Genomic DNA, 26,270 nt, shown 5'->3' with positions numbered 1-26,270 from the left:
GGCGCGGTCGAGGAGGAACCGACGGAACACGTCGTAGGAGATCTTGTAGGTCTTGATGGTGGCGCGGCTGTGATTCAAGACGTATTCGGCGTGGTCGCGGAAGCGCCGCTGCGCTTCATCGAGGCGCTCCAGGAAGACACGATCGTCCTCGGTGACGAACGAGGGAGCGGCCTCAAGCGTTTCAGCAGGGGGCCGCACTCCAGCTTTTAGGGCTTGGGGCCACTGGGGGGAACGGGAAACCATAGGGGTGGGAGGTAGCTTCCAGCCCTTCCATACCTCGTGAACGCCCCGCCGGCGGTGGGCCAATCAGGCCGCAAAGCGTTTACCCCGCTTGGGGCCATGGCCCCAAGCGAAAGGCAACGGGCCCTTCGCGTTTCAGCGCATCTGTAAGCCAGTGTGCACCCGACTGGATTCGAACCAGTGGCCTCAAGCTCCGCAAGCCCAGAGCCAGGCGGGAAAGTGGTGTTTATGGCTTCCATATGCGACGAAATGCTCGTCGCGGAACCGGTTTTGGCCCCAAGCGGGGGTGCTCAAGGCCAGATGTTCACGTGGCAATGGAAAGGACGTGGTGCGCTCCGATTGAAGCAGGAAGCGGTCCTGGACTCAAGAGCGTGAAGACGAACGCGCGGTCGCAAGTGACCGTTGTTCAGGAGATCCCCATACCCACCCTCACGCATTCGGCTGTCTGTGCACTGGAAGTACGTTGTGCTCGCTACGCGATACGCGTGTCACGGTGCTGCTCGTTCGATGTGAATGTGGGACTCGAACCCACTGCACGTGAGCCAGGTGCACCAGAGTCCGTCAGTTGCAGGACGGTCGCTGCTGTGCGCACGCTCAGCCGATTGCGCTACCCGCTCTTTCAATCGATAAGATCTGTCTCCCAGTTTGAGGCTTGGATGGTGTGATCGAGAAGGCGGTGCTGCTTCATGAGCGCATCGAATTCCGCGCGGAGGGACGGGACGTCGATACTGGTGATCGTGCGGATCTCGGAACGGCCGATACGTGGAGCCGTATCAATCGCGGCGTCCGCGAGTCGACGTGCGGCTTCGGCGCGCAGGCGGAGGTGTCGCGCGCGGCAATGACATCGGAGATCGTTTTCGCTCCTTCGATGCGCGTCGCGGAGTTCGTTTGATTGATGCGCTGCACGAGAGCTTCACATTGCGCGGCAAGCTCCCCGTACTCGCGATAGAGCACGTTTGCGTCCTCCGGGGGCTTCGTTCCCTCCTGGTATGTCGCACAGTTGCACGCCCGTTCGAGGACTTGCGCCATTCGTTTTTGGAGATCAGCGCGGATCGACAGCGCTTCGCTGAGTTTCATAGGATGGGATCAGGAATGACATAGGAATCGTACAGCGAGCGGCGATTCTGCGCACGGTGGGCGGCCAAGACAATAATTGTACGAGCGAGGTTACAGACTTCCGCGGAGTTCATCGCGCCGGATCGAGTCGACGATAGCGTGCTGGACGCTGTCGTACGCCTCGAGAGGGAACACGACGTCGATCTCGTCGTACGCGCGTCCCTCGTAGACGAGAGTATCGGCCATCACATGGCGCAGTACCCCGAGGTAAATAGCCAGCTCTTCCCGCGTCAGCTCCGGGCGCTCGTCATGAACGATGACTACGCGGCGTTCCTCGAGCCAGTACGTGTAAGAGAGGATGTCATTGAGAGCATCCCAGTTCATTCCGCATTTCAGCGGGAAATGGAGGCGCGTTGACACCTCGAGGATAAGACCCTCCTTGCTCGTCACGGAAGGCACATGAGCGGTGAAGGCTTCATGGAACCGTGCGCCGCATGGGAGTGAGACGAAGGAGATCATTCTGTCTGCAGTCTAACGAAGTAGAACACCGGTACGGTAGGGGTGGAGCGTGGCCTGTTTCGCCGAAGACGCGCCGAATGAAGGACCCGAACGGGAAAGCGTGCGTGGCTAGGCCAAATGGCATACGGCAGCAGGCACTTCAGCGTTCCGACTGGCTCGACCCTTCGAGTGTAGAAGAGTACGTGACATCGTCGGCGGAGATCGTCAGGTAGTCGTGCGTATTCAGCCCGGCATCCGCGTAGCCCACGTTACGAACGAGGGTGCGGCCATCGGCAAATACGACGCGCACGGCGAAATCAGATTCGACTCCAATCGTGTATTTCCTCGTCGTTGACTCATTCGGTTTCAACGCACGTATCTGAATCTCCTCGCCGCTCACCACAATAGTCGCATTCTGTATTGTCTCCGGAGATGCATTCTGAACGGTCACGAGTGCGTTGGCACGTGCGCACGCACTCGTGAAGAGAGCCAGCGTGACAAGTGAAACAAGCGCAAAGGTGCGTTGCACATAGTTGGAGACGACGCGACGATCGGCGCTATTCGCCCGTACCTGAAGTGTTGAGAGCATTATCATCTGGGTCAGCAGCTACGCTCCAATCGCCCTCTTGAATCTCGTACTCAAAAGCTGCCTGTGCCTTAGCTTCTTGAATGGTTTGGTGCCATGTGTCTGCGACAATGTGGCCTTCGGCATCAAGCCGGAAGAGATAGAACGCACTATCACAAGATTCGATTCGCACCGAGATGGCTGTCGAGATCTCTTGTATCCCAGACTCTCCCGCCACGTAATGACGAGTCTTGCCTGTATTGACGCGAACGGAGGCGACTAGCTTCGTACTCACTTAAGCAGTAGGTGCAAATGCGCAACCACTTTACCAGGTGCTAGGGCAAACGCCTCTAGGGTTGCGTGGGGGCAGGAGCGTTGGAGTCTGTCGCTCTCGCGGCGCAAGCATCCTCGGCGTACCGTAGGAGCGATGGAGAATCTGCGAGACAACGCGGTCGTGCAGGCGTTCGTGAAGGAAGTGCGGGCGTACATCGAGCTGATCGAGGCTCCTAAAGCCGTCGAAGACTTCCCGCGGGTATGCGCCACGCAGCTCGCTCGGCTCTATGAACTGAGTATGCGTTTGCCGGAGACGGATCCGGGCGAAACGAAAGAGTCCGGAGTGCACGTAAAGCTCTCGGCAGAGATAGAACGGGCAGTAGGGGACCAAGCGTACTGGATGGTCTTCGATCCGTTCGAAGACGAGGCGCCGGTCGCAGGGTCTATCTATGAAGACCTCTCGAGCGTATACGAGGACGTCGCAGGTCCGCTCGCGCTCTTCGACCGGGGCGACGACGATGCGCTGCACACGGCCGTATGGCTATGGCGGTTCAACATGGAGAGCCACGCCGGGAGGCATCTCATAGGGGCGCTGCTGCCGTTGCATGAGCGCGCGACGGGTCGGCGAGGCTAGTACGGAGCGCTGACAGGAGCTCTATCGTCGTAGCGTCGCTCACGTCCGCCTCCCCATGGAAGTACGTGCTTGCCTCTTGGGTGCGAGAGCGAACGCGGCGGTATTGCGAGCCATACGTCCCGTCAATCTGCTCGCGATCAAGAGCAGATCCAAGGAGGCGACCTTCGACGAAGTACAGCGTTCGCGTTTCGCGCCATGTCTCGCCTCCCGTAGAACAATCAAGCTTTCTTAGGTCGCTCCCGGCGTACCACCCCCGTTGCTTCCGTGCATGGTGCGAGCTCCAGAGCCGTCTTCGTGTACCCACGGATCAGGAGCTCTATCGTTTGAATGTAATTCTGTAGGGTGTACTCGTCGCATTCGCCGCAGTATCGACCTCTCCGTCTGACGGGAGGTTCTTCTCGTCCGAAACGTCTCGATCATTCCAGAGCCGATCCTGTGGGAGCTGTGCGAGGGTGGCGGGTCCAATACGCCCAGCCTCTCCACCGCTTTGGATTGAAAGGAAGCCCGTCTCTTGATACGTCACGTGTCCGTCGCTGATCACAACTTCTAGGTCAGCAGACTGCGTGTACCCGATGACGTACTGCTCGCGAGCGCCGGAAGAGCTCTCGATAATGAGGCCCGCTGCGAACTCTCCAGCGGGACGATACGAAGATGTCTTCGTCGCCTCGCGTGGAATATCTGTCAGCATAGTGATGCCATCGGCGAGTGATGCATCCTTCTCCTGAAGCTCTTCAGGGACCTGCCCGCAAGACCTCAAACTGCACGCGCCGGAGTGCACCGAGGACGCATTTGTGATGGTGAGTGAGGGGAGCGTGACCTTGCTCGGAATCAGAAACAGCAGTCCGAGCGTGATAACGACTGCGAGGAGGATCTGGAGGCGTCGCCGTCCCGGGTGAGGAACCATGATCGAGCGTGGCTAAGGTCGAGCGAAGAATACTCCTATCAGGTTTAAAAACGACCTGGCAGCCGAGCGATCCGATAGAAGCAGGAAGCGGTCGCGGACTCAAGAGTGGCCGATGAAGCGAACGGCACGCTGATGGCACAGACGAGCCGAAGCAGCTCAACGCGGCGATGCCCGGGAGAGCGCATCACGGGCTACGCTACCGGGTGCTTCCCATCACTCGCGCCCGCGGATCGCATCCGGTTCCTGATTCAGCACGACTGCTTTGAGATCTGCGCTCTCTTGGCGGCGGACGACTTCGCGTCCTACGCGAAGGAACGCGGCATCGACACGGACGTTAAGCGTCTTGAACGACTCGATCGGCTTGGGATCTTTCGGCCGATGATGCGGGTCCGGCGACCGTGGATTCGTGAGAAGCAGGAGCAGCGGCCGAACGGGCACATGGAGACGATTGGTCTTCTCGCGGAGGGTGAGGAGTGGAACGGGCCTCTGCGTGAAGGACATGCCCGCTTCGCGCAGGAGCGCGAGACACTGGAGTGGTACCGGGAGAACGGTCATCTGTGGCACCCGGCCGAACGTCCATACCTACCGTGGGAGAAAAGAAGTCGCGATGAGCCACACCGACCAGTGGACCTCGCCCTCTACTCGCGCTTCCAGGTGCAGGATCTCGCGCGGCGCCAAGATCTGTTCACGCAAGAGATCCATTTGGACGCGTTCGCCGAAACGGACGCGGAGGGATTTCGGAAGCTCGCTGAAAACCTCGACCAGATGTTGAAGCGCGATCTCGACTGCGTCCGAACCGTCCCGTACGACGACGCCGTGGCGTTCCTCGCGCAGGCGCTCGCGTCGCGGTACTTCCCGCAAACGCAGACGGACCGTCGGACAATCAGCGTGCGGTCGTCGATCGGCTTTGATCCGTGGGACTGGTGGAAGTACGCGGGCTCGTGGGCTGCGTCCGCGATCCTCTCCGAACTCGGCACCACGGCGGAGGCCGTGCGGTTGTTTGTCTCGCACCTTCAGACGACCGCGCGATACGCAGATCCCCTTGCGGCGTGGTACGACCTCGTCTGCTTCGTCGCCCTCGACGAGCGGGAGCGCCTTAGAGGTGATGCGAAACGGGCGCAGGACCTGTACGCGATGGAGCACATGGGACGGCTCTTCTACGCCGAGCTAACCGGCACCGCGCTCTCTCCTCCTGACGAGGGCCAGACGTGGACGCGGGACAGTCTCTACGGACCAGGGATCACGAACGACACGCTCGCGCATCTCGAGTGCATCGCGAACCAGTACCATTTGAACCCGCGACCGCGCCTCCTGCTCGTCGTGGAAGGGCCGGGCGAGGCAGAGCAGTTCCCGCGCATCCTTGCGGAGCTTCTCGGGCAGCGGCCAGCCGTCCTCGGGATCGAAGTCCGAACGCTCGGAGGAGTCGGCGAGTTCACGGGGCGGAGGAATCAAGACCCGTACGGCGCGCTCGAGAAACTCATCGACGATCACCACCATCGGGGAACGCCGGTTGTCATCGTGCTCGATAGCGAGAATGACGTGCCTCGGGTCGCCAAGCGGCTGCGGGGGGCGAGATCCCGCCTCAACCCGAGCCGGGCACTGACACGTCCGGAGTACGTACATCTCTGGGAGCGGAGCATCGAGTTCGACAACTTCAGCCACGCTGAGATCGCAGAGGCACTCTCTGTTGTGGCTGAAAGACGTGCCCAGTTCGCCGAGGAGGAGATAGAGGAGGCGATGGCGGCCTACGACGAGCGGAAGGGCGATCCGCTCGCGGCGCTCTACAGCGCGCGGCTGAACTACGGGCTCTCGAAACCCGACCTGCTTCGGGTCCTCGTGAGTCGCGTGATTGCCGCGGGTGCGACCGAACTCGATGAGAAGGGCGATGGGAAGCGTCCGCTCGTGCGCCTCCTTCAGCGCGTAGCAGGGCTCGCGGCGGGAAACACCTTCCCGATCACCCGGAAGTGCTGGGAGAACAACCAGGCCTCTGGGTACTTCGGCGCGATTGAGCCCGACCCGTGAACGAGAGGCGCCAGGGAGTCTGAGTACCCGGCGCCCTCTACGCGGAGGGGAGGGGGAGCGAGGCGAGCGCTCGCCGCAGAACGGCGACGAGCCCTTCGTAGAGGCGGCGCTGGAGAAGGGCGAACTCTTCCGGTGTCGAAGGCACATGGTTGAGCCCCATCGCGACAAGCGTCTTGCCGTACTGACGCCACTTGCGCCGGCTCTCGGTCGGGTCACCGTGATCTAGATCGTGGAACTCGATACGCCGAAGCTCTTTCAACCACCAGACCGCATCGCACTGTTCGGGTTCGAGCGGACCACCGTGCGGCGTGAGAAGTCGCAGCGAGTTAGAGCCGCCACCTTCGTAGAGGAGGAGGAAGAGGGCGTTCACGACGCGGGCCACATCGGCAACCGTTCGGGCGATGGTGAGGCATACGACAGGGCTCTCGGTGTACACCCGCGAGGTCGGAGGGAAGATCTCGGGGCGTCCGGCGGCTCTTGCCGCGGCATTGATGAGGCCAAGGAGCTGCAGGATTTCGCCACCAGGAGCGCCACGTCGTGGGCAGTGGTGCTCGCGTCGAGGGACGCATCGACGGCCAAGAGAGCGTCGGCCCGAGCCAGCAGTTCCTCTCGTCCATCCGGCCCGATCGTGTACGTCAGGTCCTCGGCAGTGACCGGATCGATCGGAGGAGGGAGCCCCACGAGCACGTCGGCGTAGAGGTCGCGCTCGATGGCCGAATGACGAAGAACGGTCGCAAGGGCAGCCCTCCGCGTGTCGCTCGCTTCATCCTCGGAGGCGGACGAACGTGTCGGCGGCAAACGAGGCGTGGAGTTCCAGTGGGACGAGGAGCGCGTGAAGCGTCGCAGGGTCGAGGGCGCCGAGAGGGGGGCAGGGGGTACCAAGAGGCGACTCGGGCGATGGCCGGAAGCCCGGAGAGCTCCTCAGCAAGACGGCGGGACACGTCCCCGGATAGGGCATCGGTCGGGGGCGTAGGGAATGCGATGGCTCGTCGCAGCTCCTCGAGCACGGGGACCTCGGAGCGGCGGATAGCCTCATCAATCGCTGGGGAGGAGACGAACCGGGTGAGGTCGAGAGGAGCGGAGCGAAAGGACGAATCAAGTCGTCGGATTGTCGACGAATGTCGTCGATGATTCTCAGAGTCGGCCCAAGCGCCCGCTCTTGAAGGTCGCGATGGGATGCGAGAAGGGCGCGCATCTCTGGGGTGAGAAAGTCACGAGGGTCCATGCGGCCGAAGAGTATCGCGAGCGGCGCGATGACCGAGCGAGCGATTCACTGTGCTGCTCGCGGTCTTGACGGAAGACACCGTCCGGGCCGAGTGCGAACGGTGTCTTCCCACGAGTTCTGGCTGTTGGAGCTGGCCGGAGCACTGTATCGGCGCTACCCGGGACTGTTCAAATGGGGTGAACTGCTGACCGGTGTCGGAAGGCGTTGGCGGGATCTGGCTACAGCACTCTTAAGCGTCGCGGAAGGCTATTCGGCAAGCGGTTCGTCCACCCACCCTTCGGGTGATAAGACGAAGCCAGTAGGGATGTCCTCGAGAGCCTCCTCGAGCGTGAGATACCAGATTTCATCTATGTACTCGCCGTTCTCGGCGGAGCAGATGACGATCACGTCGGTCTCCTAGGGTATTGCTCTTGGCCAGGTTGGGAACTCGGTGGAAACCCTTGTCCGTCTCGTGTTTGTGTCGATCAGGGTCTGAGGCTGGCAGCCAGCGCACTACCTTCGCTCGCTTGATGATCATAGGGGTTAGCAGTCAGATAAGAACAGGTGAATAATGCACCGCATGGGGCCCTTCCCGCTAGTCGGCAGCAGCTCAAAGTTGATGTGTGGTCGTCCGGCATGGTTGTTCGTGGGCGACAAGTCGCTGGACTTCATTCGTACCTGGTTGGGGGAACCGGTCGAACGGAAGACGCCGCTGCCAGGAGTACCGACCTCGGTGTAGCCGGGCCCGAGGACTTCTTCGGCCTTCCGGAGAGCATCATCCGTACTCATTTCCATCCCGTCTTCTAGGTTATAGGTGCGCTTGAAGTCGTCCGCGTTGTCGATTGCCTTTCCCGCGCCTCGTGCAGCGTCAACGACATCATCTGCTGAGTTCACTGCTCGCGTCACACCTGCTGGCACAAAGGGAAGAACGACGGAGGCGGAGTCCATGCCGAGGTTGAGCAGGGCCTCTCCGACAGGCTCTCCGTACCAGAGCCGCTTGCCGACGTCATAGAGGTCGTAGACGGCATTAATGATGTCCCAGCCGGTCTCCAACCACTCCCCGCTCGGATCCACATAGTTTGTCGGGTTGTTCTTTACGTAGACGTACCGGTTGAACGTCTGCGTGTCCGCGGCCTGTGCTGGGAAGGGGTCGCGGGAGATAAACCGACCGACGGTCGGGTCGTAGTACCTCGCACGAAGGTACTGGAGCTCGGTCAGGTCCATGCGCTCGCCAGCGAAGGTGTAGGCGGTTGTGGACGCGTCGGAGTCCAGGCGCTCGCCGAAGACGTCGTAGCGCAACCGGGCGGTGACGGCGCCGGTCGCATCCGTCGTCGCAATCGTGCTCCCGAGCGGGTCGCTATGGAGCACGGTGAATGCGGCCCCCGTCACGGAGTAGAGGAGGTCGTGCCCGTAGACGTGGTACGTCCAGGTCTCACCCGTCCGCTCGGCAAGGACGCGCGCGTTCTGGGGAAGCGGATCCACGACGAAGCGCGTCGTCACAGAGCCCACGGTCATCGCGATGCGGTCACCGTCCCCGTCGTAGGTGAACGAGGACGTGGTCGGGAGCGGGGCACTGCGGACGACGACGAACGTCGAGGCGGTGGTTGTCACGTCCGCCCCGTCCGTGACTGCGAGGTCGAAGCGGTAGGTTCCGGGAACCGTGAGCGTGACGGACGGCTCCGCGATCGTCGCGTCCGTGAACGTCACGGATGCGGGGTTCGCCGCATGTGCCGTCCAGAGGAGCGTCACGGGACCTTCGGCGTCAAACGAGGCGCGCCCGTCGAGCGTGACGGTTCCCGGCGCGTCGAGAGTCTGGCTCCTCCCGGCATGGGCGAAGGGTGCCTGGTCGGGGAGGGGATCCGGGGTGTAGGAGAGCGAAAGCGTCGGCTTCCGGTTCGCGACCGTTGTATTCCCCGAATACCAGAACACGCGCGAGTACGTCCCGAGCGAATCGCCGCGGGTCCGGAGTGAGAGCTTCCCCGATCCGTCGAGACGCGCCTGCAGCACTGCGAGGTCGTCTTCCGTGAACGTCCAGGCGTCCGCCTGATTCGCGACGACCTGTCCGAGGCCGACGAGCACCGGAGTGAGCGTCCGGTCGGGAGTCGCTCCCGTGATTGTGGTGTAGGTCGCTTGCGCGAAGGTCGGATCCATATCCGTCGGAAGGAGCTGCACCGACCACTGGTCCGTCACGGTGTTACTCGCGACTTGCTTACCCCAGAGGGTGAGTGTGGCTCCGGTGAGGGTTGTTTGCGGCGGAGGAGTGGGGAGCGCGAACTGCGCGGCCCCGTGGAAGGTCACAGTGGACGAACGCCCCGTGATGAGGGTGTCACTCGTGAAGTAGCGCCCATTCGGCAGGTTCGACACCACGTACCCGCTCAGGCCGGATGCGGGAACGACGGTCTGGACGGTGGCGGGCGGCAGTCCAGTTGCGATCGCTACCTGGACGCGGTCCGGCGTACTGGTCTGCGCGCCGTCGGACACCACGAGATCGAACTGGTAGGTGCCGGCGACACCTGCGAGCAGCGCGGGCCTTGATGCGTGGATCCCGCGCAGGACTCCGGTCGACGGGTTTCCTGCGACTTCCGTCCAGGTGTAGCTGAGTGCGATGCCCTCCGGGTCGGTGCTAGTGCTTCCGTCGAGGAACATCAACCAGTCGACGTTCCCGGACGCATCCGCTCCGGCGCGGGCAGTCGGTGCCGCGTTCGTGGTGACGGCGCTGACGCCGGTGAGCTGGCCGCGGTCATTCCAGGTGAAGCTGCGGCTCGCCCCGATGCGCGCGAGCTGTCCGTCGAGGTCGTACGTCCGAAGACCGTCGCCCGCGTTCAGGAGCTGGTCGGCAGTGTCGTAGGTGTAGGCAGTCGCTCCGAGTGGATCGGTCTTCTGGGTCCGGTTACCCGTCGCGTCGTAGACGTAGCCGACCGTGCGGTTCCCTGGGTAGGCGGCTTCCGTGATCCGCGCCAGGGCATCGTAGGTGTAGCTCTCGGTCGTTCCGTCCACGGTTCGGGTGAGCCGGTTCCCACGGTCGTCGTAGGTGTGCCCGACTGTGGCAAACGGGGTCTGCCCGAGTGAGTGCGTGACCGAGGTAATCCGCCCGGCGTCGTCGTAGGCGTAGGTCGCGTTCGTTCCGTTCGGCAGAGCAACCGTGAGAATCCGACCGTTCGTGTTGTAGTCGTACTCCGTCACGCGGTTCTGGCTGTCCGTGACAGTCGTGACGCGCCGAGCGTCGTCGTAGGCGTACGTGACCGAGAATCCTCCCGGGTAGCCGAGCGTCTCGAGATTCCCGACCTCGTCGTAGGCGTAGGTGACGGTCTCGGTTCCGGCCGGACTCGTCCGGGTGCGCGTGAGGGGGCGGTTCAGGTCGTCGTAGGTGATGTCGAGCTGCCCGTCCGTGTCGATCATCCGCGTCCGGTTCCCGACGCCGTCATAGAGGAACGTGACTGTGGCGTCGTCCTGGTACGTGACGGTCGTGAGCTCGCCGCCGGCGTTGTAGCTGTAGTCCGTCCGGTTGCCACGTCCGTCAATCGTGTACCACGTGCTCCCGTCGGCGCGGTACACGGTCTGGTTCAGCCGTGTGAGGGGGTCCGTCACGCTCGCTTGGCGGCCGAAGGCATCGTAGGTAAAGCTCGTGATGTGCCCGAGGGCGTCCGTGACCTTCTGGAGCGTGTTGTTCGGGTTGTAGGTGTAGGTCACGACGCCGCCCAGAGCGTCGGTCGTCGTCACAAGCGCGTTCTTCGTATCGTTGTAGGCGAATGTCGTCTCGTACCCGTCGGCGTCCTCGACCGTGACCTTCCGGCCTTTCGTGTCGTAGACGGTGGTGGTCACGTTCCCGAGCGGGTCGGTGACCGTGAGGACGTTGTCGCGCCCGTCGTAGGTGTACGTCGTACGCTCACCGTCCGGTGTCTCCTCCCAGAGCTTCCTGCCCGCGATGTCATAGTCGAACGTGACGGTTTCGTTCGTCGCGGTGGTCACCGTCTCCGGGTAGCCGTAGCTGTCGTAGGTGAAGGACGACTCGGCATCGAGGGCGTCCGTCACGGTCGCGACGAGACCGGCCGGCGTGTAGGTCGTGGTCGTCACGTTCCCGAGCGCGTTCTCGGTCGAGACGAGGTGGTGCTCGGCGTCGTACGTGTTCGTCTGGACGCGGTCGAGCGGGTCGGTCGTCGTCAGGAGGTTGTTGAAGGCGTCGTACGTAAACTCCGTCTGCCGATTTAGGCTTTCGTCCGTCGAGGCGAGGACGGTCCCGCGGCGCCAGTTCCGTTCGGTGCTGGTGCGCCGGCTGAGGATGTCGGTGTAGGACGACGACACGAAGGTCGCGTACTCCCAGCGGTCCTCCTGGTAGAAGTAGTAGGTGCCGTAGGCGTCCTGGAAGTTCTCTCGGTCATGTTCGAAGACCGCGTTGCTCTTCGTGTAGTAGTAGAGGTGGAGTTTTCCGAACGTGTCCCAGACGCCCGTCGTGTACTGCGGGAAGGTCACTCCGGTGAGGCTGTCGGTGACGGGGCCGTACGCGAGACGCACCTGCACCCCGTTCAGCGTCTGGGTCTCGACCTTCTTTGTGGTCGCGTTGAAGGTCTGCTCGAGCGTGTCGCCGTCGCACCCGACGCGCTTCGTCAGGACGCTATTCGCGCCGTACGTGTAGGTACAGGTCGCGAAGACCGTCGTCGCCGGCAGCTCCTTTTCAAGCTTCGTGAGGGTACCGTTATTCGTGTAGCGGTACACACGCCCGAGCGGATCCGTGATGGTCGCGATCCGCCCCGAGGCGTAGGTGAAGGTGAGCATGCGACCGGTCGGTTCGGTGACCGTCGTCAGAATTCCCGATCCGTCGCGTGTGAGCGTGGTCGTGTTGCCGTCGGGGTCCACTTGGCGCGCGAGCCGTCCGGCGCTGTCGAAGATCTCGCGGTCTTGGTTTGGGTGCAGGAGCGTGTACTCCTGCGCGGTGCTGTCGTAGGAGAGCTGACTGAAGAGCCCGTACTCGCCCGTGAAGGTGTTATCGGCGTTTCGCTTGAAGTAGTGCTTCGCCCCGTCCGCGGACGTCAGGAGCGCGCCGTAGGTATCCGTCGTGACGTCGAGGTTCACGCCGTAGTTCCACGTCCAGCCATTGCCGAAGACGCCTGTCACGGTCGAGGCGGTCAGGCTGTTGTAGGTGCGCGAGACGGTAAGAGGGAAGCCGACGGTGGGAATCGCGATGTCGGTCTCGGTGAGAACGAGGTTCCCGGTTGCGACATCGACGCCGACGCCGGCCTTCGCGGACCAGGGGAGTTGTACTGTGCATCCACCGTGCTGCCGGTGCTCGCGAGGCCATAGACGAAGCCGGTGTCCGGGTTGCCATTCCACGCGATGGAGTTGTAGCGAAGCACCATCGGCGACGACGACGCGTTAATCGCGTAGCGCGTGCCGGAGTCATTGAGGTCGATGCGGTTGTTCGTGAGGCGGACGGCGGTCGCGCTGGACGCGAGCACGGCCCAGTACGACGACTGCGTGAGAATGCTGTCCTTGATCGTGATCGCGGACGGCACGCCGTACATGTTCACGTGCGTCGTGTTCTTGCGCATCGTGAGGCGCTCGAAGCTTCGCGTCGTGGACGGGTTCTTCTCGAGATTGAGTCCGTAGGTACTCATGTTCTCGATGAGCGCGTCCGTGAGCGTGAGCAGCGAGAACCGTCCCGTGAAGATGCTGCCGTAGCGGATCTGGATATGCTGGTACGTGCCGTACGCCGCAATCACGGTCTGGCCGGTATTTCGACCCTCGGACCCGAAGGTCGCCCAGTCGCCGGGCGCGGGACTCGTGGCATCTCCGTCCTCGTTCGTGTCCCCTGCAACCGAGTCGTCCTTGAGCGAGGTCACGACGATGGGGCTCTGCGCCGTGCCGGCTGCTAGGATCGTCGCGCCTTCCAAGGCGACAAGGCTCGCGCCACCGTCGAGTTTCACAACGACTCCCGGCTCAATGGTGAGAACCGCGGGCGAGACGACCGACATCGCGCCCGTAACGACGTAGGGACTATCTGCCAGTGCCCACGTCGTATTCGTCGTGATCTGCCCGGAGACGTCCGTTCGAAGGAGCGTGACCGGAGCGTCTTGATCGGCTTTCGCGGTGGCCCGAGCCGAGCGATGCTCGCTGCGGTACGGATCCGTGCTCGCCTTGACGCGTCCTGGAGCATCCGGGTTTACATCGGTGTTTCTCCCGAGCGTGTATGTCCCGTCCTCGGCGAGGGGCTCGGCTCATCCGCCGGATCCGGGGCGATGTACTGATCCTCGCGCGCCGATGTAGCGCGTTGGCCCAAGCGCTCCTCTACCGTCGGGAGCACCTTCGAGGTCTTGAAGGTGAGGGGCGCCTGCCCCTCCGTGTCCGGTGGCGCGAGTCTCGCGAGCGAGAGCGGAACCGCGGGACCGACGAGCTGAAGAACTAGCGCAGCGAGGAGCAGCGCACTCGTGGGGCGTCGGGACATGGAGAGTAGGGGTATGTGTCGTATCCATACTGCACAATAAGTTGCGTGGAGCGCAAGTCCCGAGCCGAAAATGAGATGAACGTGTCAGGCAGGAGCGGAGGCGCGAGGAGAGCGGAACCGAGCCGACCGGACCCTGCGGCGTCTTGCAGATCATGCAGGGGTGAGGAAGTGACCTGCCCCCCGATAACTGGGCAGCGGAGGTTTGGAGTTCTCCATAGACTTACGGAAGGAGAACTCGATGAAGGGGAAGCGGTTCACGGAGGAGCAGATCATCGGCGTCCTGAAGGAGGCCGAGGCCGGGTCGCCGACGAAGGACCTTTGCCGACGACACGGGATCAGCGAGCAGAGCTTCTACCGCTGGAAGGCGAAGTACGGCGGGATGGAGGTGAGCGAGGCCAAGCGACTTCGAGCCCTTGAGGATGAGAACGGGCGCCTGAAGCACATCGTGGCGGAACAGGCCCTGGACATCGCGGCCTTGAAGGGGGTGCTGGGAAAAAGGTGGTGACGCCCGCGGCAAAGCGGAAGGCGGCGCGCGTCATGGTCACGGAATTCCGCCGGAGCGAAGCAGGAGCTTGCAGGCTGGTCGGGCTGGGCCGATCGACGTACCGATATGAAGCCCGCCGGGCAACGGACGCGGAGCTGCGAGAGAAGATCCGGGCGCTGGCCTCTGGGCGTCCACGATTCGGATACCGAAGGCTGGGGATCTTTCTTCGAAGAGAAGGACACCAGATCAACCACAAGCGGCTCTTCCGGCTCTACCAGTCCGAAGGGCTCGCGCTACCGCGAAAACGACCCAAGAGGCGGCTCTGGCAGCGGCCGCAGCCACTGATGCCCGCGACAGCTCCATGCCAGCGGTGGTCCATCGACTTCGTCGCGGATCGCTTCGAGGGCAACCGACGGTTTCGTGCCTTCACCGTCGTCGACGACTTCTCCCGGGAGTGCCCGACGATCCATGTGGACACCTCGATCGGCGGCCTCAGAGTCGTCCGCCTCCTCGAGGAGCTCCGGTTGACCCGAGGCTTCCCCAGCACATTCGTCTGCGACAACGGTCCGGAGTTCACGAGCCGCGCCTTCCTGACCTGGGCGGAGGAGAGAGGCATCGAGATCCGGTTCATTCAACCCGGCAAGCCGACCCAGAACGCCTTCATCGAGAGCTTCAACGGGCGACTCCGCGAAGAGTGCCTCGAGGCGCACTGGTTCACGTCGCTCCGGCACGCTCGGGAGGTCATCGAGGCCTGGCGCGTCGACTACAACGAGGTCCGTCCCCACAGTTCCATCGGCGACAGGACACCGGCAGAGTTCGCGGCTCAGTTTCGGAGCGAGGCCGCTTGAAAGCCACGAAGCCCGCAGCCGACGACTGCTACGATCTCAACCCGGAGTCTCCAAACCCGAGTTGTACGGGAAACGGGGGCAGGTCAGAAGCGCCCCCTTGAACTCAGAGATCACCCCCTGTTCTCAGTCGCGTAACAACCGTTGCTCTCGCGGGAACCCACGACGCCCCAGATGGATCCGCTCGGGGTATTGCCGAGAGCAGGGGATTCGTAATCTTCCCGCTTCCCTTGGGGGTGTGCCCCTGCCACGGTCCTCCCGACCTGGCCACGCCTCTCCCGTTGCCACGACCCCACGGGCCAGCTCCGGACTGTTCGGCGAAGGCCCACTGGAGAAGGCCAGGCGAACAGCGCTGAACGACCGGCCTGCCTCTCGGCATTAGGGCCGACCCGCCGCGAGCATTTCCCGAAACGGCCCGTCGTTTTATGGGCGGATTTACCGCGCTGGCGCGCGGAGGTCCGTCCCAATTCCTAATCCACCCGCCATGCGGAACACCGAGAACCACGTAACGCTCCAAGGTCGTGCGCGGGCTCCGACGGTCCGACTCACGGCGAACGGTCCCGTCGTGGCAACCGTCGACCTGGAGATCGAGGACCTGCCTCGAACCGAAATCACCGTTGTCGGTCTCGGCCTCGAGGCCGCCGCGATCGCCGGCGCGGAAAAGGGCTCTCTCCTTCGCGTCGAGGGAGCCCTCGCCTTCGATCCGGAAACACGCTCGCTGTTCGTTCAGGCGACGAAGGTCGTGCGCCTCATTCAGCGTGGGTACGACCTCGTTCCCGTCGGCCCCTCGGTCGCGGAACTCGACCGGCTCGCGTCGGTGCTCACTCCGGCCATCCCTTAACTCCTACCTCCGATGGGTGTCACGATTCACTACTACACGGAGGCCGGCCGGAGGCCTGAGCCCGAGACCCGCCGAAGGCCGGTTCGAACGCGCCGTCGCCCTCACGACGGAGATCGGAACGCGCCTGGGGTGGAAGTTCCGAGGAAGGTTTCCGGGAGGAGAACCGGCGGTATACGGAATTCGCGGCGAAGGGGGGATCCCGGGACGCTACGGGAACGGTCCGAATGGCGCTCTGGGATCCGGACCCCGGCTGCGAGACCTTCGGCCTCGAGTGGGTCGAAGGTACGGGGATTCTTCCCTACGCCTTCGTCAAAACGCAGTACGCGGACGACCGGGTCCGCGTCCACGCGGGCATCGTCACGCTTCTCGATCGTCTGAACCGAGAAGTCCTCGACGGCCGTCTGGTGATCCACGACGAAGGTGGCTTCTACAAGGGCGGTTCGCTCGACGCACTCGCGGGCGGTTTCGCCGAGAACGAAGAGGTCCTCCGTCATGTGCTCAGGGCGATTCAAGGCCAGGGCTGGAGTATCGGGAGGCCAGCGGATCGCCAGAGCGGGACGGACGCGACTGACACAGACAGGTAAGCGAAGTTCGCGGTTATCCCGAATCACCCTCATTTCCTGACAACCCACCACTATGCGCAGCGTCAACAAAGTCATCCTCGTCGGTCACCTCGCCGCGGATCCCGAGACCTTCGCTACGAAGACCGGAGCCGTGCGCGCCACCTTCCCCGTCGCGACCCACCGATCCACAACGTCGGACGGCGAGAGGAAGGAAGTCACGGACTACCACCGCGTCGTCGCCTGGGGAAAGCTCGGGGAGATCTGCATGAAGTTTCTGACAAAGGGCACCGGGATCTACCTCGAAGGCACGATCCTGAACCGCGCCTACGAGAAAGACGGCGAGCGGAAGTACATGACGGAGATCCGCGCAGGGGAGATCAATCTCCTGACGTACAAGAAGAAAGACGGCGTCGCCTCCGTGAGTCTCGATGAACCGGGCGCGAAGTCGGACGCGTAAGGCCGTTCCCGGGCCGCATTTCTATTCGAGAAGAGAAGGAGCTCTCGTTAGCAGCGGGCGTGGATCTGTGGGAAACGCCGCCGCGTGCTCCAAGGGCTGTGGGATGCCCGCCACCTGACGGTCCCGAGTGACGGATCGTCCGAGCGGGCATTCCGCAGCCCGTCATATCCACACCCGACCTCCGGTCCCTAATCCCCCGAAGCCTATGGCGTCGAATTCCTTTCTCCCGTCCGGCGCAACGACGGAACTGACCGTCCTCTTCGACACCCCGAAGGAGGGCATGTCGCAGTACGGACCGTACCGGGCCTACCGTGTCGCCACGCCCGACGGCGAACAGCACACGTTCTTTCACCCGCGCTCCCTCTTTCCCGAGCTCGACCGGCTCCAGATCCGCCGTGGCTCGAAGCTTCAGGTCCGCGCGACAGAACGCATCAGTCCAGACGGGAGGGTCATCCCAAGGATTGAGCTCATGGGCTCCGTCGAGGTGGCCGCCGACTCGGTCCCGGAACCGATGCCGACGATCGGACGACAGCGGAGCGGAACCCAGGATTCCGTCCTCGCGTGCGTGGCCCTGAAGGCGGCGGTCCAAGGGCGCGAGATGCTGGAGCGGCGGGAAGACGTCCTCGCTATCGCAGACACATACCTCGCGTGGCTGAAACGACAGTCCAGCTGAAGTCGGGACCGCGAGGGCCGAAGGGTGGGAGCAGACGACGGGGCAGGAACCGATGAACGATACGGCATCGCGAGGAGGCGGGCGGTCACGCAGAAGGCGAGTCTCTGAGGGCAGAAAGGGCGTCCGCCTCATTCTTTAGATTTACGGAGAGGTATCGCGAGAAGATGGAAAGAAGGTCACGCGGTTGACTCACTCGGAGATTCAGCGTTGACGTCAGGTCGAAGGGCGTAGAGGGAGCGGGGGTCGCGGAGGCGCCAAAGCGGATCGGGCGTTCAATGGCACCCGCGAGCTCCGCCCGACGATCAGGCTCCGAGTGACTGTAGGCGGCGAGGTACAGGAGCTTCTCGTGGAAGAGCAGGCTGTCGCGAAGGCGTAGCGCTCGCAGGAACGAGGCGTCCGCTTTCGGATTGTCGCGAGGGGTATTCGAACCTTATCCAGGAACCAGTCGTCGAATGTGGCGCCGGGCATCCACGACAGGGGTGGAGGGAATCCGGCGACATCGAGACCGAGGACAGTGCGGAGCACGTCGGTCTTCTCGTCATCGGTCACGAGCGCGAGGAGCGCTCGAGCGTGAGCATGGTCGCGGCGAGCTGCAATCGACCTGGCGTGAGTCTCGTTTCGAGCGCTACAGCGCGGATGGCGTTCTCGACGATGGGGGCGAAAGGGCCAAGAGCGTCAACCCTGACGCGACCATCGAGGACGTCTGACGCAAGAGCGCGCTCGAGAAGGCGAAGGAGCAGCGGGCGCTCGGAGGGCGAAGCGAGGTGCCCCCGTGGCTCTGTGAGAGAAGAGGACGGCAATTCTGTAGGGGAGCTTCACCGGGCCCTTCGAGCGCTCAGCCCCCTCGATGATGAGATGGACGAAATACGGGCGACCATCGTGCGACGAGACAGCATTGGCGGAAGCCTTGAGCCGTGCGAGGGTGGGACGGACGAGCGAGTTGATGAAGAGGCCATCGCTCTTAGGATCCGCCGCGCCTCCGTTGATCTCTGGGCTCCGAAGCTCGGGAGCGAAGAGAACCGGGAGAATGTCGCGGACTTCGTGCGGGCCTCCGTTACGGACCTGCTCGACGAGCCTGGAAAGAAACGAGCCGAAGAGTGCCGGGCCGGTACCGGCCGCGCCGAGCGGTCGGATAAATACAGGAATCGCCTGCTCCAGCATTGCAGCGTAATCGGACGGCGCGAGACGGCGATTGTGGTGCTCCCGTTCCTGTTCCTTCATCCGGGCGCCGACGGGGGCGAGTCGCTCTTCAATGTATTCGCGGAATCGCAGGTAATCCGGAAGAAGCTGGGCGACCTCGTCAGCGGAGACGGAGGGAGCAGGGCCGCCGCCAGCGGACGGTGTGAGCCAGCGAACGAGAATCTCCTGCTGTCGGGCGGAGTACTCCGCTTCCGAGGGCAGCTCGGGGCGAACGAGCCGGCGGACGAGGTTCCGGACCTCGGCGGGTGTCGTGGGCGTATCCGGCGACGCCGCTTCATCGAACGCGATATCACCCCTCCGCTCTTCGACGAGCGCCATGCATTCCTCGATACATGGGCCGCAGGCTGAGCCAAGCGGCGGGTTGGTCACGAAGAACACCCCGTTCTCTTGGATGCGGCCGCACAGGGCACAGCGGTCAAGCGGAAGAGGTGGCGCCGGAACGTCGAGCCGGACACCCCCCGCGACATGCGCGCGGACGGCCTTCTCGACGCAGGCCTGGCAGACAGCGCGCCGAAGATCGCTTCGGTAGGTGGCCCCCACGGAGGTGTCGCCGGCGCAGAGAGCGCATTGATTCGGAGGCGCCGGGGCGGGGGGGATCGTGAGAGAGACGCCCCCCTTGTGATACGCCCTGACGCCCGCCTCGACACACGACTGGCAGATGGTTCGGCCGTTCTCGTCGGAGGTCAGGTGGCGTCTCGGGCGAACCTCGGGAGCATCACAAAGGGAACAGGCGGGCGTCGTCATCTCGTGAAGTACACCATTTCGTGCACCCGCTCTTTATACGAGCTGGGATAGCCCCCGTCGAGGACGGTGAGGGCGGGATGCTTCTGAATGATTCAGAAGTATATCTAAGTCATTTGAATTCAATGGCATAGATGCTGCTCCTAGTGGGTGGTAGCGAGCAACGACGAACACAACCCGCCGGGGGGAGTTTCCCGGACGCCTCGGCCCCAGCGGCCGAGCGGTGCCTTGAGAACCAGGGGGGCCCCACCGAAGGCCGCGAGACCGCGGCCCCCCGGAGAGCGTTTCGCTCTCTCATGGACAACGCGGACGTGCTGAGCGTCCGGGAGGTCTCGTGGACTCTACGGCGGGTGCTCCCTTCCGTGGGGTCCGAACAAGAAATACGTCCTTCAATGGTCGCGTTGATCGCGACCGATCGGTTCAACCGCGGCGCCTCCGGGCGCCGCTTTCTCTTTGTGGAGGTATCCCGTGAACGACCAGATCAAGGTGTCCATCGAGTCTCCGCGACTCACCCTTACCGCCACGCATACTCCGACCGACACCGAGGGCCTGCGCCAGACGATCGCCCTCATCCAAACCTTCCTCCGCTCGCTCGTCGGCGACACGCCGAATGAGCCGCCCGCGGCTCCCCGCCGCGGCCGCCCGCGTACCTCCGAATCCGTGAAGTCGGCGGGAGGTGAGGCGTGAAGAACCCTACGAGCGCCCGTGCGTGGCGCCCAGTCATCCTCGCAGCAATCGTGCTCGGGTGCGACGTCCCAGCGAAAGCGGAGGCGAGGCGCAATTCGGTCGCGACCGTGGAAGAAGCGCGGACAGCAATGAGAGCGATCATCGGAGGCGGCCCCTGCGAAACGGCTGGATTTAAGGCTCCTCCGAGGCATTTCGGGCTTCGCGATACCAGCAAGGTCCTCGCGGGGTCGTTGCCGATCGTGGTGAATCGCCCGGATGGCTATGAGCCGAGGCTAGCTGGCGTCATCCGAATGAACGTCCCGGGCGAATGCACCGGCATGTACGCGTGGGACGACATCACCTCGACCTTCACTGAGGTCGCGAATACGGCAACCCGTCATCTCCCTCCCTCATGGTCGAGCGAGCAGCCGCAGAGGAGAACAGGACGGTCCACGGACTGAAGTGGTACCTCTCTTGGATCGCCGTGCGTCGGGCCGAAGCTGCGGATGCGCAAAGGAAGGCGGTCAAGCAGCGGGAACAGGAAGTGGCCAGTAAGGCGAGCCCTACGGTGGTGGCGATGACCCCGGAGCCGGCCTCGGAAGACACCGGGGCTGGTGCCGGGCGGGCAGGCGCGGCGCCGCTGGCTCCGACGTCGCAGCCGGTCATACAGACCGTCTATCGCGAAGTGCAGGTCCCAACACCGAGCCGCCTCGCGGGGTTCGTGGAGTCAAGGCTGGGCTGGCTGCTCCTCGGAGTACTGGTGATCGGAATCGTCGCGGGCTTCGCGACCCGAGGGAGCGGATCCCGCCAGATCGTAATCAGTCCGGAGGAGCACGCCAGGGCTGCGGCGGCCCTCGAGCAGCGCTTGCGCGCCGACGCCCTGCGAATCCAGCGTCTCTCATCAGCCGTGGACGAAGAAGAAGCACGGTTCATCCAGCGCGTCAGCGCGATTACGGGAAGGAGCTAATCATGTACGTACCGAAGTACAGCCGCCCCCACTTCCAGAGTGTCCCAACTGGGCCACGGGCGACTGGCCCTGCCGATCGCATCGAATCGGAAGAGCCGGCCAGCCCGAAGGCCGGGCTCGTCCCGAGCTCGCCGTCGTCCTCGTCGATGCGGGTATTGCAACCCGATGAGATCACCGGCCCGATCCACGATGGCTCCTCAAGCTCAGAGCTCATGAGCCAGAGCATGGGATCGCCGCGAGACGCCCGCAAGTTCGAACGGACGTCGCGCGCCGTCGCGCAGGGCTGGTCAAACCTCGCCCGTGCGGCCAGCTCCCGGGCCGACGCAAGAAACGCTGTGGCGCTCTCGATCCAGCGGGGGGCAGAGATTGGGGCAGCGGCCAAGAAGATCTGTGACGACGCCGCCGTCCACCACGCCCGCGCGATGGACCAGATCCACGATATCCACGACGGCGCCCACATTCGCGAAGCCACACGCGAGGATCGCGTGGGAGTCGCTGTCGCGAAGGCGCGGCTCGACCACGCGAGGGCGACACTCGAGGCCGAAGAACTCCGGGCGCGATCAGTCGCGATCTGCGCCCAGCAGCACCTGGCCGCCGCGACAGCGGAAGCGCAGCGAACGGCCATCAACCTCGGACGGAACCGCGAGGAACGGAACGCCCGCGAGGAGGCCCGCCTCGAGATACTGGCGAGTGACGTCCGCGCGCGTGCCTTCCTCGAAGAGGCCGAGCTCGATTACGACCAGGCGCGAACGAGGCGTCTCGACGTTCGAGCGAAGACGGAGCGAGATCGGTATGACACGGCGTTCGCGCGGAGCCGTCCGGCTCCCACGCCGACGGCCGGAGCCACGGAGGCGGACGCCGAAAGCGTCATCGAACGCATCGGCACCCCGGCAACGCGAAACGAGCTGCGGCAGTTCCTCTACCCGGCCATCTACGGCGACGACACCTGCCACCCGATCGCCCCCGTCGTCCGGTTCGTCTATCGGGAACAGCACGCCCTCCAGGGCAAGCCCGAACTCGAGGCAATTCGCGAGGCGGCGAAGGCCGCCGAAACCTACCTCAGGATGCCTCGAGAGCAGTGGGCGGCGAAACTCTCCGATGGGTACCGCGAGCGTCTCGCGCGGCTCGAGGGTGAGATCGCCGCGAAGGAAGCCCGCAAGCTTCGGGATCTCATCGATCGAGAACAGAGCGTCTTCAGCGGTACGGAGCCCTTCCCGGCAGCCCGGTTCTGACAGCACTTCCTACAGGAGGTATCCCATGCCCGACCACAGCATCGCGCTCAGGCCGCCCACGCGAGCATCACCGCTCGAACATACGTTTCCTCTCGGAACGGATCTTGATACCGGCCAGAGGATGGTCCTCTCCCTCAGCCACTTCCTGACGTCCTACTGGTGCGTCGGGGAGATCGGGATAGGGAAGAGCAACCACATTCTCGGGCCGCTTTACCAGGCCCTGCGGGCGCCGCTTCCCACCGTCATCTTCGACGGCGCGGGGACACTCGCGACGAACGTCTTCAACGCAGTCGCCTGCCTCGCGACGCGACGCATGGCCTACGCGGACCGGTTCCCGGAGTTCCGGGAGCAAGCCGCCCAGTTCGTCCTCCGTCACCCGCTCCTCGTCTTCGGCGGCGAGGAACGACAGATCTCGATCGACCTTCTCCGGAGGCAGATGCTGCCGGATGGTCGGCGCGAGACGCTCGAGCAGGTTGCGACGCGGACCTATCAGGTCTTCAACCGGCTCTTCGCCGACGACGCGGACAAGCGGGTGCGGTTCCGTCGGGTGGCCATGAGCGTCATCACGATCCTCGCCGCCGCCGGGCGCCCGATCCGGGAGTACAAAGACCTACTCCTCGGACGCGAGGGGTTCCTCCCGTTCTGCCTCACCGAGGCCGAGCGGATCGGCCTTCTCCCGGAGGAAGTCGGCTTCCATCGAGATCAGGTGCAGATCTTCCTGGCCCTTCAACGCCTCCCGAAGCCGACGTATCGCCAGGAAACGGAAAGCACCGACAACGCCCTCAACTACTTTCACGTGTCGCCCGGCGCCGACTACGTGAACGACCAGACTCTGGATCTCCCGCGCCTCCTTGGTTCGGGAGGAAAGCTCCTCATCTCCCACGTCCTCTCGGATCTGACGCTCGCGACCGTCCTCTTCCGCGCGTACGACTCCATCGTCCGGACGTGGGTGCGAGCGCGGGAGCCGAATCGCCTGCCGACCGCGTACGGGCTCCAAGTGATCGACGAACCGTTCTGGGTCGACAGCGGGGTGGCCCAGGACTGGGCCATCCAGCGAAACAAGCGCTGGTCGGTCGTCCTCCTGCACCAGCGCGCCGCCCAGCTCGAGAGCGTTTCGCCTGGCCTCTCGGATCTCATGTACTCGTTCGCGAAGCTCCGCGGGCAGTTCCGGCCCGAGGGCGTGGACGCGCTGAAGACGGCGACGGATCTCGCCTACCGACTTCGGAAGTTCCAGCCGGACGGCCTCCTCATCCCGTACGAGACGACGAGCCGCGGAGAGACAGCGGGGCTGGCGGAATCGCTAGGTCGGTCGTGGGGCGAAACGCGGTCACGCGCGGAGACCTTCGGATCGTCTCAGTCGAACTCCGAGAGTGACGGACGAAGCTACAGCAGCGACGAACGCGGAGAATTCGACCCCTCGATCTGGAGACGCCCCGAGGCATCAGTCGCGGGGAGGGGAGCGGACGGAACGCTGGCTCGGCGAACTCGACTGGGAACACCGAAAGCATCACGAGCGGGACAGCCGACTCGAAGGGGCACCAGGAGCAATCGACGCGTTCGAAGCAGGCGAGCGAGACATGGTCGAAGCTCCTCCACTTCACCCCGGTATCCGAGCAGGCGATGGTCGAGGCGCAGGAGATTCTCCGCACCCCGGACCACGTGCTCTTCCTCTCCTACGGCGGGAAGACTCGCAGGGTCCTCCTCGACAGGCAGCGGGAATATCCATCGGAGCTCTTCGGCGTTCCTGTCGCAGAGCAAGCACGGGCGTTTCAACAGGACGTGGCCCGGGCCAATCGACGCGGCCGCCTCCCGTTCGAGCCTGGCGGAACAGCAGCGGTCGCGGCGGTCCCACTGGCCCCGAAGCCAGCGGAGCCGCCGGTGGCGCCGAAGGCGGCGGCCACAACGACGATAGCCGCGACGATGCCGTCATCTACGACGCCGCCCAGCACGAAGGAGCGGCTACACCTGGTGGATGGAGCGGACGGGAAGCGCCGGGCCCTCGGAGTCCGGGATCTGGCGATCCTCGAGGCCGCGGCTGACTGGCACTTCGTCTCTCTCGACAGTCTTCGCCTCGACCCCGAGCGCTTCGGCGGGTACAGCGGTCTCGTTGACCGCGTGCAGGCCCTCTACAAGGCCGGGCTCCTGGACCGGCTGCAGCCCCCGGCCCCGCGCGGAACGGGATCGCAGCCGAACTACTACCTCCTCGGTCGGCGAGGCGCACAAGCGCTCGCCTCCCTTACGACGAGGGACGAGCAGGCGCTCCTCCGCGTCGTCGAGAACGTGGCGAAGACGCGAACGGCCGTCGAGAGGATCGAACTCGGGCAGCTCCACCATCAGCTCGCGATCGCAAACCTGCTCGCCCTCGCGAGTGCCGGAGCGAGCGCGCTCCCCAAGGGCGAGATCGTCTTCTCGAGGTTCGACAAGGAAGTGAGCCTCGAGATCCCGACCGCCCCGATCGAGCAGCACCTGACGCCTGCACTGCGGTCGCGCCTCTTCCTCGCGGACGGCCAGGCTCGCCTCACGCTTCGCCCCGATGCCCTGATCGTCGTTCGGTCAGAGGCGCGCGGTGAGGTCCACGTCCAGCCACTGCTCATTGAAGTGGAGACAGGACGAAAGGAAACGGTCTTCGAAGAACTCGCCCACGCAGCTGGACTCCGAGCGTACGCCGCGCGAGCGGCCAAGGCCGTCCCGACCTTCCTCGGGAGCAACGGGCTAACCGCAGTCCGCCCCTTCCGTCTCCTCTACGTCGCGGCGACGCCGAGCCTCGAGGCCCGGCTCGCAACAGGAGTACGGCGAGCGGTGGACGCTCTCAACCCGCGGGACCGCGAGCTGGTCCTGCTCACCTCCCTGGATCTGGCGCATCCGCCCGTGCTACCGACGACACGAGCGGAGCGCGCCGAGGCGCTTCGTGCGAAAGCCGACCGGTTTTTCTCGGCCGTCTGGCGCACTGCTGAACGCGAGGAGCGCATCGGTCTCTCCTTGTAGCCCTTTCTGGAATCGCTCAGTACAAAGGGAGGCCCCCATGGCGACTCCTCCGACCGAATCCGGCCCGGCGGCGCTCGAACTTCGAGAATGCCCGGGATGCGGTCTTCTCCACCCGAAGAAACCGACCCTGACTCCAAGCGAGGTTGCGTACCTCACGGCGTACGCCATCGCCTCGATCTACACCTACCACTCGCGCGGGGGCATCCTGCCGAAGCCGGTCCGAAATGGTCGCGGGAATCCACGCTGGTCGGCATGCGCGATCGCGAAGTGGCTCCACGGCACACTCTCGCCGGACGAGCTCCAGCCCGTGCGTGAGGCGGGCGTCCCCACGCGCTAACGCCGATCCCGGAGGGCCGCCCTGGTTGTTCGCCAGGGCGGCTCCTTCCCCCCACGCCCCTCCGTCGAGCGACGACGCTCCCTCTCTCTCGTCGCCTTCCTTCACGTTTGGCTGAATGCAGGAGCTCTTCGATGCCGCACCCGACGCTCTCCGTCGCACAAGCCAGCTTCGAGTCCTGGGTCGCAGGTCTCCCATGGTGAGAGGGCTCTCCCACCATGCTCGAGCACTCCCCCCGGTGCCGACACGACAAATCCACGTGTCTCCACTTCGAACCCCGGCGCCCAGCCATCCTCGCCGAGACGACCTGCAGCCATGAGCGGACGCTCATGGCTGCAGGAAATCTAGTCGCCGAGCGCGATCCGCGGGCGCACGACGCGGCTCCGGGCCGCCCTTGTCCGACCCCCTCGTCCTCGGGGCGTGCTTCGGGCTCACCGGAAAGATCGA

23 protein-coding genes are annotated in these 26,270 nt (G+C 64.2%); 14 read left to right on the top strand and 9 right to left on the bottom strand.

All coding sequences use genetic code 11. The annotated features are described in order from the left end of the window. The 4 genes from IPN03_18600 to IPN03_18585 form a co-directional block, all read right to left on the bottom strand. Positions 1-198 (bottom strand): hypothetical protein (locus tag IPN03_18600; GenBank protein MBK9375669.1); only part of this gene is annotated, 198 nt, incomplete at its 3' end. A gap of 726 nt (positions 199-924) precedes the next feature. Next, positions 925-1,317: a DIP1984 family protein gene (locus tag IPN03_18595; GenBank protein MBK9375668.1), complete on the bottom strand. Its 393-nt coding sequence runs from the start codon at positions 1,315-1,317 to the stop codon at positions 925-927. Between the two features lie 90 nt (positions 1,318-1,407). After that, on the bottom strand, positions 1,408-1,815 hold the full coding sequence (locus IPN03_18590; protein MBK9375667.1) for a barstar family protein: 408 nt from the start codon (positions 1,813-1,815) through the stop codon (positions 1,408-1,410). A gap of 139 nt (positions 1,816-1,954) precedes the next feature. Further along, on the bottom strand, positions 1,955-2,383 hold the full coding sequence (locus IPN03_18585) for a hypothetical protein (protein MBK9375666.1): 429 nt from the start codon (positions 2,381-2,383) through the stop codon (positions 1,955-1,957). A 403-nt stretch (positions 2,384-2,786) separates the two neighbouring features. Here IPN03_18585 and IPN03_18580 point away from each other — a divergent pair, with 403 nt between their 5' ends. Next, positions 2,787-3,266 carry a DUF5063 domain-containing protein gene (locus IPN03_18580; GenBank protein ID MBK9375665.1) on the top strand — a complete coding sequence of 160 codons (480 nt, stop codon included), beginning with the start codon at positions 2,787-2,789 and terminating at the stop codon, positions 3,264-3,266. Between the two features lie 316 nt (positions 3,267-3,582). On the opposite strand, the gene IPN03_18575 is transcribed toward IPN03_18580, so the two are convergent. Further along, positions 3,583-4,170 carry a hypothetical protein gene (locus IPN03_18575; protein ID MBK9375664.1) on the bottom strand — a complete coding sequence of 196 codons (588 nt, stop codon included), beginning with the start codon at positions 4,168-4,170 and terminating at the stop codon, positions 3,583-3,585. A 132-nt stretch (positions 4,171-4,302) separates the two neighbouring features. On the opposite strand from IPN03_18575, the gene IPN03_18570 reads away from it, so the two are divergent. Continuing rightward, on the top strand, positions 4,303-6,192 hold the full coding sequence (locus IPN03_18570; protein MBK9375663.1) for a hypothetical protein: 1,890 nt from the start codon (positions 4,303-4,305) through the stop codon (positions 6,190-6,192). A 37-nt stretch (positions 6,193-6,229) separates the two neighbouring features. On the opposite strand, the gene IPN03_18565 is transcribed toward IPN03_18570, so the two are convergent. From IPN03_18565 to IPN03_18550, 4 genes are all read right to left on the bottom strand, one after another. Next, positions 6,230-6,628: a hypothetical protein gene (locus tag IPN03_18565; GenBank protein ID MBK9375662.1), complete on the bottom strand. Its 399-nt coding sequence runs from the start codon at positions 6,626-6,628 to the stop codon at positions 6,230-6,232. Positions 6,629-7,663: 1,035 nt separating this feature from the next. After that, complete coding sequence (locus IPN03_18560) at positions 7,664-7,804, bottom strand: hypothetical protein (protein ID MBK9375661.1); 141 nt, start codon at positions 7,802-7,804, stop codon at positions 7,664-7,666. A gap of 135 nt (positions 7,805-7,939) precedes the next feature. Beyond that, positions 7,940-12,508 (bottom strand): RHS repeat-associated core domain-containing protein, encoded by a 4,569-nt coding sequence (locus tag IPN03_18555; GenBank protein MBK9375660.1) that lies wholly within the window; start codon positions 12,506-12,508, stop codon positions 7,940-7,942. 11 nt (positions 12,509-12,519) lie between these two features. Continuing rightward, on the bottom strand, positions 12,520-13,365 hold the full coding sequence (locus tag IPN03_18550; protein ID MBK9375659.1) for a hypothetical protein: 846 nt from the start codon (positions 13,363-13,365) through the stop codon (positions 12,520-12,522). 708 nt (positions 13,366-14,073) lie between these two features. On the opposite strand from IPN03_18550, the gene IPN03_18545 reads away from it, so the two are divergent. The 12 genes from IPN03_18545 to IPN03_18490 all read left to right on the top strand — a co-directional run bounded on the left by IPN03_18545 (position 14,074) and on the right by IPN03_18490 (position 25,826). Continuing rightward, positions 14,074-15,167, top strand: a protein-coding gene (locus IPN03_18545) for an IS3 family transposase (GenBank protein MBK9375658.1) whose coding sequence is annotated in 2 segments (ribosomal slippage) — positions 14,074-14,317 and positions 14,317-15,167 — 1,095 coding nt in all. Because the reading frame shifts where the segments join, the coding sequence is not laid out codon by codon here. A 562-nt stretch (positions 15,168-15,729) separates the two neighbouring features. Beyond that, entirely contained in the window at positions 15,730-16,005 is a 276-nt protein-coding gene (locus tag IPN03_18540) for a hypothetical protein (GenBank protein MBK9375657.1), read from the top strand. A 224-nt stretch (positions 16,006-16,229) separates the two neighbouring features. Next, positions 16,230-16,589: a hypothetical protein gene (locus tag IPN03_18535; protein MBK9375656.1), complete on the top strand. Its 360-nt coding sequence runs from the start codon at positions 16,230-16,232 to the stop codon at positions 16,587-16,589. A 52-nt stretch (positions 16,590-16,641) separates the two neighbouring features. After that, entirely contained in the window at positions 16,642-17,025 is a 384-nt protein-coding gene (ssb, locus tag IPN03_18530) for a single-stranded DNA-binding protein (GenBank protein MBK9375655.1), read from the top strand. 280 nt (positions 17,026-17,305) lie between these two features. After that, positions 17,306-17,698 carry a hypothetical protein gene (locus tag IPN03_18525; GenBank protein ID MBK9375654.1) on the top strand — a complete coding sequence of 131 codons (393 nt, stop codon included), beginning with the start codon at positions 17,306-17,308 and terminating at the stop codon, positions 17,696-17,698. A 780-nt stretch (positions 17,699-18,478) separates the two neighbouring features. Continuing rightward, positions 18,479-19,246, top strand: a complete 768-nt coding sequence (locus IPN03_18520; protein ID MBK9375653.1) for a hypothetical protein — start codon at positions 18,479-18,481, stop codon at positions 19,244-19,246. 861 nt (positions 19,247-20,107) lie between these two features. Next, entirely contained in the window at positions 20,108-20,326 is a 219-nt protein-coding gene (locus IPN03_18515; protein MBK9375652.1) for a hypothetical protein, read from the top strand. A 391-nt stretch (positions 20,327-20,717) separates the two neighbouring features. Beyond that, positions 20,718-21,272 carry a hypothetical protein gene (locus tag IPN03_18510; GenBank protein MBK9375651.1) on the top strand — a complete coding sequence of 185 codons (555 nt, stop codon included), beginning with the start codon at positions 20,718-20,720 and terminating at the stop codon, positions 21,270-21,272. Between the two features lie 224 nt (positions 21,273-21,496). Further along, complete coding sequence (locus IPN03_18505; protein MBK9375650.1) at positions 21,497-22,504, top strand: hypothetical protein; 1,008 nt, start codon at positions 21,497-21,499, stop codon at positions 22,502-22,504. Positions 22,505-22,625: 121 nt separating this feature from the next. After that, the gene (locus IPN03_18500; protein ID MBK9375649.1) at positions 22,626-24,416 is read left to right on the top strand and encodes a hypothetical protein; all 1,791 of its coding nucleotides are present in this window, start codon (positions 22,626-22,628) and stop codon (positions 24,414-24,416) included. Between the two features lie 56 nt (positions 24,417-24,472). Then, positions 24,473-25,489, top strand: coding sequence for a replication-relaxation family protein (locus tag IPN03_18495; GenBank protein MBK9375648.1), 1,017 nt, complete (start codon positions 24,473-24,475; stop codon positions 25,487-25,489). 37 nt (positions 25,490-25,526) lie between these two features. Beyond that, positions 25,527-25,826, top strand: a complete 300-nt coding sequence (locus IPN03_18490; GenBank protein MBK9375647.1) for a hypothetical protein — start codon at positions 25,527-25,529, stop codon at positions 25,824-25,826. The last annotated feature ends 444 nt before the right edge of the window (positions 25,827-26,270 follow it).

The sequence above is a fragment of the Holophagales bacterium genome, assembly GCA_016719485.1.
Taxonomy (GTDB): domain Bacteria; phylum Acidobacteriota; class Thermoanaerobaculia; order UBA5066; family UBA5066; genus UBA5066.
The sequence above is the reverse complement of the archived record's forward strand: the minus strand, read 5'-3'. Positions and strand labels throughout refer to the sequence as shown.